Below are 9,764 nucleotides of genomic sequence, written 5' to 3' on the forward strand. Positions count from 1 at the left end.
CCGAGCGACAGCGCAGGATCGGCCTTGAGCAGCAGGACCGCCGCCGCCAGCGCGCTGGTCGATCCACCAACGATGGCAATGCGCGGGGCGCTGTGCGGATTGCTCCGCGCCGCAAGCCGCTGGCGCAGCGCATCCATTCCGCCCAGCCGCAGGAAGGCGTCGGACAGCACGAGGCGCTTCCCGGCAATGTCGCCCAGCGTGCCCCCGGCCAGTGGCGCCGCGTGCACCGCCTGCGGGCATTGATAGCCGCCGGTGGCCAGCACGATATGGCGCGAGAGCAGGTCACGCGTCTGCCCCGCACCATCCCGCACCGTCGTGCGCCAGCGGCCGTCGCTTTCGCGCTGGGCACGCAGCGCGGCATGCCCGGTCAGCACGCTGGCGCCATGGGCGAGAGCCACATCGCGCAACCGGTCTCCCGTCACTGCGAGCAGGTCTCCCGCCTCGACCAGCGGTGCGCCCAAGGCGCCGATGTGCCCGGCCATGGTCATGCCCACCGGATGATCGATCAGCGCGGCAAGCTCTGAATGGGCATTGTCCTTGACCGCGCTGAGAAAGGTTTCGGCCGTGCTGTCGGAGCGGATGGCATACTGACCCAGTTCGCCCCGCCCCAATGCCGGCCCCTGCTCCACCACGGCCAATCCTTCGGCCAGGACACCGAGCCGGTTCTGCTTGCTGGCGGCGGTCAGCATCGCTGTGCCGGCCGGGCCGCCACCGATCAGCACGGTTTCGAACATCGCGCATGGCGGCATCGTCTGCTTATCCCCCTTTGGCCGCCCGTCAGCGCCCGGTGTGACCGCCGCGATGGCGGCCACGAGCTGTTCGATCACCGTATCGACATCGGCAAGGCTCATCCCATCGGTGATCGGCAGGGACAGCACGCGCGCGGCAAGGTCATCGCTCACCGGCACAGGTTCGATCAGGGCATGGTCGCGAAACCACGGCTGCATGCCCAGGTGCGGGCTGAAATAGTGGCCGGCGCCCACGCCACGCTGGGCCAGGGCAGCGATCAGGGCTGGACGGTGTGCCGCCAGGTGCGCCGGCAGCAGCAATGACCAGAACTGGAACGCCTGCCGCCCCGCCGCCATCGGCGCCTGGGCGGCAAAGCCCGGCCCCAGCCGATCCAGGGCCGCGTGATAGGCATCGGCCAGCGCGGCACGATGGCTGCAGACGGCATCGAGTTCCGCCAGCTTGGCCATGGCGAGCACGCCGCCCACTTCCGACAGCTTGGCATTAAGGCCGGGCAGTTCCGCCGCGCGGGCAGCCCCGAAACCGAAGTTGCTCATCCGCCGCAGGGCCGCGATCAGGTCGGTATTGCCACTGTGGATCAGCCCGCCTTCACCCGTGGCAAAGGTCTTGGTGGCGTGCATCGAATAGACCACGGCAAATGGCGCGCCTGCGCCGAAATTTTGGCCCCCGGCATCGCAACTGCCGAGCGAGGCAGCCGCATCGATGACCACCGCCACGCCATAGCGCCGGGCCAGCCAGGCATAGCGATCAAGATCGAGGCTGCGCCCGAATGCCGCATAAGGCACGATCGCCGCCACGCGGGCGCCATGACGCACGAGCAGGCGCTCTTCCACCTGGGGATCAGAGGCCCAGGTCTGCGGATCGACATCGTGGATCAGCGGCGTCAGGCCGGCCCATTCCACCGCCTGGGCCGTGGCGGCAAAGGTAAAGGCCGGCACCAGTGCCAGAGCGCCAGGACGAAGACGCGGCCCGGCAGCATGCCGAAGGGCCAGGATCAGGCCCAGCGTGGCATTGCCGACGGCCAGGCAATCCCCCTTCCCGCCAAACAGCTGTGCCACCGCCGCGGCTTCGAACGCCCGCACCGCCGGCCCGCCATTACTGAAAATGCCACGCTGCTCGATCGCCGCAAGCTCGTCGGCCAGGGCGCTGAAGCGCGGGGGATTGGGGGCAATAAGTGGAATCGAGGGCATCGCAGGGCATCCCTGGCAGCAGGAAACACGCGCCTGTTTGCCTTGCCATCCCTAACATGCCGTTAGCAATGACTTTGATCGCCATGTCCAATGCCGAGACGGATTCATTGCGAAATACTAACGCGTCGCTGCGCCAACTTTGCCATCCGCGCTATTTTGGGGATTTGGTCGATGGCGAATGCAACCGCTGATCGGCTTCTACCAGCCGTGGCAGCACCGTCTTGGCCATCAGATCGTTGCCGGGTGTCGCCCGGTTACAAGCGCCTGCGGTGATCACGGTCACCCGCAACCGATACTTGGCTCCATTCACCACCGCGAACACCTCCCGGTCGGCAACGATCTCGACCAGCGCACCCCGCTGGTCTGCATAGACGCGGGCATGATCGGCGACGGGCGCCGGTTCGAGCTAGGCGGCGTGATTTGCCGGTGCAACAACCGGCACGCGCATGCTAAACGACCAGGGTGAGCCTGTTGAACTGCGAAATACTCGACCTGCGATCGCTGGTCGCTGTTGCCGAGTGCCGCAACTTCGTTCGCGCAGCGCACCAGCTCAATCTGTCGCAGCCCGCGCTCAGCCGCCGGGTGCAGAAGCTGGAAGCGCTGGTGGGAGAGGCGCTGTTCGAACGCAGCACCCGTAGCGTTCGCCTGACCCCGGCCGGCCAGCAGATCATGCCACTGGTCCGCCGCCTGCTCGACGAAATCGACACCTCGCTCCTTGGCAAGATGGCGCTGGGCGAGCGGCAGGACGGGCGGATCGTGCTGGCCAGCATACCCAGCGCAACGGTTCGTTTTCTGCCAAGCGTGCTCGAGCAATTCGGGCGGGATTATCGCAATGTGCGGGTAAGGGTGCTGGACCTTTCCGCGACGGAGTGCGCCGAGGCGGTTCGCACCGGCGCAGCGGAATTTGGCCTTGCGCTACCGGTCTCGAGCGACGCCGATCTGGTGTTCGAACCGCTTTACGACGATCACTATGGACTGGTCTGCCGCAAGGATGATCCGCTCGCAGCAATCGACAAGCCGCGCTGGGAAGACCTGGTGGGACTGCGGTTGGTGACGGTCCATACGGGAAGCGGAAACCGCACGACGTTGGACGCGGGCCTGGCACCGCTCAATCTCGATCTGCGGTGGTTCTACGAAGTTACCCGGCTCACCTCGGCCCTGGCGCTGGTCGATGCCGGGCTGGGCGCGTCCATCCTGCCACGGCTGGCGTGCGAAGGGCCAGAGGCGCGCGATCTCGTCTGGAAGCCGCTGCAGGGCGCGACAATCTTCCGCACCATCGGCGTTTTGCGTCGTCCTGCCGTCGCATTGTCTCCTGCCGCGCATCGGCTGCTCGGCCTGCTCTGCGACGCCTGGCGGGAGCGCGGTCGGAACGACACCATTCCCGATTGAAGGCAGCGTGGCGGCTGGGGGGCCAGCCGAAAGCGCATGATTTATGCACTTAACGCATAAAGAGCGCCGATCGTTGCATTTGATGAAGCGGCCATATTCTGACTTCCTGTTGCTGCCGTGAAGCTGCCGCCCCCTTTGTCAACGGTGGCGGCTTTAGCGGGTCGAGCAAGCAGTGAGAGGATATATGAACGCGCCAACTATCGCCCCTGCGCGTGCGCGCCAGACCCCGAACAAGCTGCGCCGCATGCTGGGAAGGTTGCTGCTGCCCATGGCGGCGCTGGCCGGATGCAGTGCCAACACGCCTGCCAGCACACCCGCACCACACGGGCCGCACACGGAACTGCGGGTGTTGACCTCGGGCGGCTTCACCTCCGCCTTCGCGCGCCTGTCGCGGCAGTACGAGCGGGAAACCGGCGTCCACATCGTCACCGCACACGGTCCCTCGATGGGCGAGACCCCGCAAGCGATCCCACACCGCCTGGAACGCCACGAACCTGCTGACGTCGTCATCCTGGCCAGGTCTGCGCTCGACACGCTGACTGCCGACGGTTCCATCATGCCTGGTACGCAAACGGATCTCGTGCTGTCCAAGATCGCCGTCGCGGTGAAGGCTGGCGCGCCCGCCCCCGACATCAGTACGACCACAGCAGTCCGCTCGGCGCTGCTCGCCGCCAGGTCCCTGGCATGGTCCGACAGTGCTTCGGGCGTCTATATCCAGACGACGATGCTCGACAAGCTGGGCATCGCCGATCAGGTCCGCCGCAAGGGCCGGATGATCCCGGCAACGCCCGTCGGCCAGATTGTCGCCAGTGGCGAGGCAGAGCTGGGCTTCCAGCAACTGAGCGAGTTGAAGCCGGTCAAGGGTATCCGCATCGTCGGCCTGCTGCCGGCCGACCTGCAAAAGGTCACGGCCTTTTCCGCCGGCGTCGTCGCCTATTCGCCCCATCCTGCCGACGCGAAGGCGCTCATTGCCTACCTCGCCTCTCCCAAGGCCCGTGCCATCATCCGCGAAAGCGGACTCGAGCCTGCACCGCAGAAGGTTCAGCCATGACCCCAGCTTCCGCCGCAAATCCGCCGCCAGCGACACCGGCAGCGCCACGGGCCAGCACGCGCTCGGCCTTCACGTCGATCTTCATCGTTTCCAGCGGCAACTTCCTGGAAATGTTCGACTTCATGGTGTTCGGCTATTACGCCACCTACATCGCCAAGGCGTTCTTCCCGACCGGCAGCGCATTTGCCTCGCTCATGCTGACGCTGATGACGTTTGGCGCGGGCTTCCTGATGCGTCCCGTCGGCGCGCTGGTCCTGGGCGCCTACATCGACAATCACGGCCGCCGCAAAGGTCTCTTGCTGACACTGGGCCTCATGGCATCGGGCACGCTGGCCATCGCCATCACGCCCACCTATGCGCAGATCGGCCTGGCCGCACCGATCATCATCCTGGTCGGTCGCCTGGTGCAGGGCCTCTCGGCCGGTGTCGAGGTGGGCGGCGTATCGGTCTATCTCAACGAGATTGCGCCACCGCACCGCCGGGGCTTCTTCTGCGCGTGGCAGTCGGCAAGCCAGCAAGCCGCCGTGGTCTTCGCGGCACTGATCGGCCTGCTCGCCTCAAACTCGCTCGATGCCGCAACGATGCAGGCGTGGGGCTGGCGTGTGCCGTTCGTCATCGGCTGCATCATGGTCCCGTTCCTGTTCGTCATCCGTCGTCACATGGAAGAGACCGAGGCGTTCCTCAACCGCAAGGAGCACCCACAGCTCAACCAGATCGTGGGCATCGTCGCTGCGAACTGGGGCCTGGTGCTCAAGGGCACGTTGATGGCGGTGATGACCACCGTGTTCTTCTACATGATCACGGCCTACACGCCGACCTTCGGCAGCAAGGAACTCGCGCTGTCCTCGGGTGAAAGCCTGTTCGTCACCGCGTGTGTCGGGCTTGCCAACTTCACGCTGCTGCCGGTCATGGGGGCGCTGTCCGACAAGGTTGGGCGCAAGCCGCTGCTGATCACGGCCACCGTGCTGGGCGGATTGCTGGCCTACCCGCTGATGAGCTGGCTGGTCGCAGCGCCAAGCTTTGGCAGACTGCTGGCGGTGGAACTGCTGCTGGCGGCCATCTATGCCACCTACAACGGCGCGTTCATCGTCTTCCTGACCGAGATCATTCCTGCGCACGTCCGCACCGTGGGCTTCAGCCTGGCCTACAGCCTGGCGACGGCGATCTTCGGTGGCTTTACCCCGGCTATCAGCACCGCGTTGATCGGCGCCACCGGTGACAAGGCAGTCCCGGGAGCATGGTGCGCCGCGGCCGCCCTGCTCTCGCTGCTCGCGCTTGTGATCGGCGGCAAGCACGCGGCCCGCGCCAAGGACTGACCCCTGCCCTTCTCTTCAACACAATGCGGGCCGTCTTCTGGAACATGACCCGCACGGTTCTCTCGTCAGGATAAGGGATTGAACGCAAACACGGATAGGGCGATCGAACGGTCCGCAGGGCTGTGGCAGCGCATCGCGGCCCGTCCTCGCACGTTCAGGAGCACGGCGCTGGTCGTCGCTTCGGCCATGTTCATGCAGCAACTGGACAGTACCGTGCTGACCGTGGCGCTGCCCACCATGGCCCGGGATCTGGGTGTGGCGGCGCCAACGCTGAGCCTTGCGCTGACCAGCTATCTGATCGCGCTGGCCCTGTTCATCCCGGCCAGCGGCACACTTGCCGATCGATTCGGATCGCGCATCGTGTTCTGCCTGTCCATTGCCATCTTCCTCGTTGGATCGGTGGCCTGCGCGCTGGCCTTCAACCTGCCATCGCTTGTCGCGGCACGGTTCCTGCAGGGCATCGGCGGGGCGATGATGGTGCCGGTCGGCAGGCTGGTGGTCTTGCGCAGCGTCGACAAGAGCGAGATCGTCCAGGCGCTGTCGTGGCTGGTCATGCCGGCCCTCGTTGGCCCGATTCTCGGGCCTCCGCTTGGCGGCATGATCGTAACCTGGTTCGATTGGCGCTGGATCTTCTACATCAATATCCCGATCGGCATTGCCGGTATCGTCTTTGCCATCATGCTGGTGCCCAACATCCACGGATTGCAGGCGCGGTTCGATTGGGCCGGCTTCTTCCTGTCCGGGGCGGCACTCGCTTGCATCCTGTTCGGGCTGGAACTCGCCAGCCGCAGCGGCACGGGGACCATGGCCCTCGCCCTGCTGGTTCTCGGCAGCCTGCTTGCCGCAGCCTACCTGCTCCATGCGCGCCACACCCAGAACCCGATCCTCGACCCTGCGCTGCTGCGCACCACCAACTTCCGTCTGTCGGTCATTGCAGGATCGCTGGCGCGCATCACCCAGGGCGCGCAGCCGTTCCTCCTGCCGCTGCTGTTCCAGCTTGGCTTCGGCTTTTCCGCGGCGCTGACCGGGACGCTGACCGTCTCGGTCGCCATCGGCGGGCTGGCGATGAAGACGCTGGCCCCGCGCATCCTGCGGCGCTGGGGCTTTCGTCGCAGCCTGATCGTGTCCGGATTGGCGGGGACGGCGGGCTATGCGTTGTGCGGCGCATTTCGACCGGAATGGCCCTTGCCGCTGATCGTCCTGATCTTGCTCGTCGCCGGGTTCTTCACCTCGTTCCAGTTCACCGCTTACAACGCCATCGCCTATGCCGATATCGACGAAGCACGCATGAGTTCGGCGACCAGCTTCTATGCCACGTTCCAGCAATTGAGCATGTCCCTCGGCATCTGCCTCGCCGCAGCGACGCTGGAACTGGCCCCGCGGATGGCCGGTCGCGGGGTGCTGACGCTCGGTGATTTTTCCCTGGCCTTCCTCCTGGTATCCGTCATCTCGGGCAGTGCCATCATCTGGAACCGCAGGTTTGCGGCAGAGGCAGGCCAGGCTCTCACCAAACCCGCAGCGGCTCCGTGACGCTTCCGGCAAGAAGTGCCCCGGCGCCCATGATCAGACGGCGCACGTCTCTTTCCCATCGATCATGCGGTCGACATTGCCGTGGCTTGGCGACGGAATCCTGCTAACCGCATCGCCATGTCAAACATGCACAGGCTTGCCGGTACCGTCGAGGTTGACGGGCTTCGCTACGATTGGGAACTGCGACGCGAGCCGCAATGGAGCGAGTTTGATGGCTGGCGGGGCATGGCCGTTGCCTTGCTCCAGCAAGATGCCCCGCGTGGCGCGATCCTCGAATTTCCCACTCCCAAGCGCCTGCTGAAAGGCTTGCCGCCCAGCCGGCTGCAAATCAGCGACGCCCTGGTGTCACGCGGCATTCGCGCCGCCCTGCTCGCCGGGTGGGAGCCGATGTCGCGCGGCAAGACCATGGTGTTCGTCGTCGATGCAGACGGCAACTAGGCCGTTACAAGCTTGGAGAGCATGATGAGCGTTTCGGCAAAACCCTGGCAAAGCGACGTGGTCTGCACGTGGTTGGAATGCCGCATCGACGCCGCACGGCTGGATCAGATCGCGGCAGACCGGCGGGGATATGAAGGCCAGGACGACTATGACAAGGCAGCCGCCGAGGAATGGGTCTGCCGCGCCGTGAAGGCAGCCGCGCGCCAGGGCGACCAAACCGCCTTCGCCGCCCGCCTCAAGCACTTGCTGGGGCAGGACGACTATCAGACCACGGGCATCTATGACGACCGGCGCTTTGAAAGATATGTCCGCGCCAACCTCAGGAAACTGGCCAAGATGGCCAAGACCAATATCGGGTTCGAGAACACCTTGCGCTATCAATGAGCAGCGCTGGCGCCGCAGCCCCCTGCCTCGCGCGCGCCCAACCACGCCCAATCGCGAGGTCTATCGCCGAGGTCGCCTGCGGCAGCTGAGACCGAAATCGGCACTGTATGGGATGAAACCCAGCTGCGATGGAGGCCCGAGCCGGAATCGAACCGGCGTAAACGGATTTGCAGTCCGGTGCGTCACCACTCCGCCATCGGGCCTCTCGTCGCGCGGCGCCGGGTGGGGCCGCTGGTGGGAGACGGGCGGTTAGCCGAGAGTGGCGCGCATCGCAACGGGATTCTTTGCACGACCGGGGATTATCCCCGGCCATGCACGCGCATCAGGATCAGGCGTCCTGTTCGCCCGACGGATCATCCGCAGGGTTGCTCGTGACGGCGCGGCCCTTGAAGCCCTGGGCGATCACGTACCATTCCGAGGAGTCCTTGCGGCTGGCCGGCGGCTTGGCGTGCTTCACCGTGGTGAAATTGCGCTTGAGGATGGTGAGCAGGTCGCCGTCGGTGCCGCCGGCAAAGACCTTGGCGACGAAGGCGCCGCCCGGGGCCAGGGTGTTGATGGCGAAATCCACTGCCGTTTCCACCAGGCCCATGGTGCGCAGGTGGTCGGTCTGCTTGTGGCCCACGGTGTTGGCGGCCATGTCCGACAGCACGAGATCGGGCGGGCCGTCGAGCGCGCCTTCCAGCGCAGCAGGGGCTTCATCGGCCATGAAGTCCATCTCGAAGATGGTCACGCCATCGATCGGCTCGGTTGGCAGCAGGTCGATCCCGACCACGCGCGCGGCCGGTGCCTTCTTGCGCACCACCTGGCTCCAGCCGCCCGGTGCAATGCCGAGGTCGACCACGCGCTGCCGCCCCTTGAGCAGGGCAAAGCGTTCGTCCAGCTCGATCAGCTTGAACGCGGCGCGGCTGCGCCAGCCTTCGGCGCGGGCCTGCTTGACGTAGGGATCGTTGATCTGGCGCGAGAGCCAGCGCGCCGAAGACGCCGTGCGCTTCTTGGCGGTTTTCAGGCGTTCGTGCGGATCCTTGCCGGAACGGCTCATGGGGTTGCTCCACTATTGAGTTGGCGCAGCGCCTCGCGGCTGCGCACGGCATCGCCGCCAGTGGCCATGAGGGAGCGCAGGATGCCTTCGCGGATGCCGCGATCGGCAATGCCCAGCCGATCGGCCGGCCAGATATCGAAAATGGTTTCCAGGATGGCGCAGCCCGCCACCACCAGGTCAGACCGCTCGCGCCCGATGCACGGCACGGCGATCCGCTCGGCCGGCGAGAGATGCGCCAGGCGCTGGCTGATGCCGCGCATCGCCGCGGTCGGCACGATCAGCCCATCGACCGCGCGCCGATCATATTGCGGCAGACCCAGGTGGAGGCTGGCCAGCGTGGTCACCGTACCGCTGGTGCCGAGCAGGCGAATCGCCCCTTCGGCCAAGGCGCGCGCGCGGGTGGGCGCGATGCGCTCGATGAACGGGGCAAAGCCTTCGGCGACGCGCGCGCGCATGTCGGCATAGGCGGCGGCGCGCGCGGCCGGGCTGTCGGCGATCGGCCCCACACCTTCGGTGAGCGAGACTACGCCCCACGGCACGCTTTGCCAATCGAGGATGCGCGGCACCGGATCGGCCGGATCGACCAGCACCATCTCGGTCGATCCGCCGCCGATGTCAAAGATCATGGCCGGCCCATCGCCATGTTCGAGCAGGATATGGCAGGCAAGCACGGCCCGCCC

10 protein-coding genes and 1 tRNA gene are annotated in these 9,764 nt (G+C 66.1%); 7 read left to right on the forward strand and 4 right to left on the reverse strand.

Going from position 1 to position 9,764, the window contains the following annotated elements; genetic code table 11:
• Nucleotides 1–1,937: DegT/DnrJ/EryC1/StrS family aminotransferase (locus tag H926_RS27190; RefSeq protein ID WP_148291733.1), on the reverse strand; the 1,937-nt coding region annotated here is incomplete at its 3' end.
• Nucleotides 1,938–2,115: 178 nt separating this feature from the next.
• On the opposite strand from H926_RS27190, the gene H926_RS32515 reads away from it, so the two are divergent.
• From H926_RS32515 to H926_RS0112200, 7 genes are all read left to right on the forward strand, one after another.
• A complete protein-coding gene (locus H926_RS32515) occupies nucleotides 2,116–2,403 on the forward strand; it encodes a hypothetical protein (protein ID WP_148291730.1) in 288 nt (95 codons plus the stop codon).
• Nucleotides 2,400–3,326, forward strand: coding sequence for a LysR family transcriptional regulator (locus H926_RS0112175; RefSeq protein WP_028657921.1), 927 nt, complete (start codon nucleotides 2,400–2,402; stop codon nucleotides 3,324–3,326). Before H926_RS32515 ends, H926_RS0112175 begins: the two co-directional genes overlap by 4 nt.
• A gap of 184 nt (nucleotides 3,327–3,510) precedes the next feature.
• Nucleotides 3,511–4,377 carry a substrate-binding domain-containing protein gene (locus H926_RS27195; protein WP_022676553.1) on the forward strand — a complete coding sequence of 289 codons (867 nt, stop codon included), beginning with the start codon at nucleotides 3,511–3,513 and terminating at the stop codon, nucleotides 4,375–4,377.
• Complete coding sequence (locus H926_RS27200; protein WP_022676554.1) at nucleotides 4,374–5,693, forward strand: MFS transporter; 1,320 nt, start codon at nucleotides 4,374–4,376, stop codon at nucleotides 5,691–5,693. The genes H926_RS27195 and H926_RS27200 overlap by 4 nt, the downstream gene beginning before the upstream one ends.
• A 78-nt stretch (nucleotides 5,694–5,771) precedes the next feature.
• Nucleotides 5,772–7,223, forward strand: a complete 1,452-nt coding sequence (locus tag H926_RS0112190; protein WP_022676555.1) for a DHA2 family efflux MFS transporter permease subunit — start codon at nucleotides 5,772–5,774, stop codon at nucleotides 7,221–7,223.
• Nucleotides 7,224–7,340: 117 nt separating this feature from the next.
• A complete protein-coding gene (locus H926_RS0112195) occupies nucleotides 7,341–7,661 on the forward strand; it encodes a hypothetical protein (RefSeq protein WP_028657923.1) in 321 nt (106 codons plus the stop codon).
• Between the two features lie 24 nt (nucleotides 7,662–7,685).
• Nucleotides 7,686–8,045 carry a hypothetical protein gene (locus H926_RS0112200; RefSeq protein WP_028657924.1) on the forward strand — a complete coding sequence of 120 codons (360 nt, stop codon included), beginning with the start codon at nucleotides 7,686–7,688 and terminating at the stop codon, nucleotides 8,043–8,045.
• 129 nt (nucleotides 8,046–8,174) lie between these two features.
• On the opposite strand, the gene H926_RS0112205 is transcribed toward H926_RS0112200, so the two are convergent.
• From H926_RS0112205 to H926_RS34670, 3 genes are all read right to left on the reverse strand, one after another.
• Nucleotides 8,175–8,248: transfer RNA gene (locus H926_RS0112205), tRNA-Cys, on the reverse strand.
• 125 nt (nucleotides 8,249–8,373) lie between these two features.
• Entirely contained in the window at nucleotides 8,374–9,084 is a 711-nt protein-coding gene (locus tag H926_RS0112210) for an RlmE family RNA methyltransferase (RefSeq protein WP_022676557.1), read from the reverse strand.
• A partial coding sequence (locus H926_RS34670; RefSeq protein ID WP_371256241.1) for a Ppx/GppA phosphatase family protein occupies nucleotides 9,081–9,764 on the reverse strand: 684 nt, incomplete at its 5' end. The genes H926_RS0112210 and H926_RS34670, both read right to left, overlap by 4 nt.

The organism is Novosphingobium sp. B-7 (assembly GCF_000410615.1).
GTDB lineage: Bacteria > Pseudomonadota > Alphaproteobacteria > Sphingomonadales > Sphingomonadaceae > Novosphingobium > Novosphingobium capsulatum.

Coding starts and splice junctions, on each gene's coding strand:
- H926_RS0112200 (WP_028657924.1), top strand. CDS start 7,686: ATGAGCGTTTCGGCAAAACCCTGGCAAAGCGACGTGGTCTGCACGTGG.
- H926_RS0112210 (WP_022676557.1), bottom strand. CDS start 9,084: ATGAGCCGTTCCGGCAAGGATCCGCACGAACGCCTGAAAACCGCCAAG.
- H926_RS0112195 (WP_028657923.1), top strand. CDS start 7,341: ATGTCAAACATGCACAGGCTTGCCGGTACCGTCGAGGTTGACGGGCTT.
- H926_RS27195 (WP_022676553.1), top strand. CDS start 3,511: ATGAACGCGCCAACTATCGCCCCTGCGCGTGCGCGCCAGACCCCGAAC.
- H926_RS32515 (WP_148291730.1), top strand. CDS start 2,116: ATGCAACCGCTGATCGGCTTCTACCAGCCGTGGCAGCACCGTCTTGGC.
- H926_RS27200 (WP_022676554.1), top strand. CDS start 4,374: ATGACCCCAGCTTCCGCCGCAAATCCGCCGCCAGCGACACCGGCAGCG.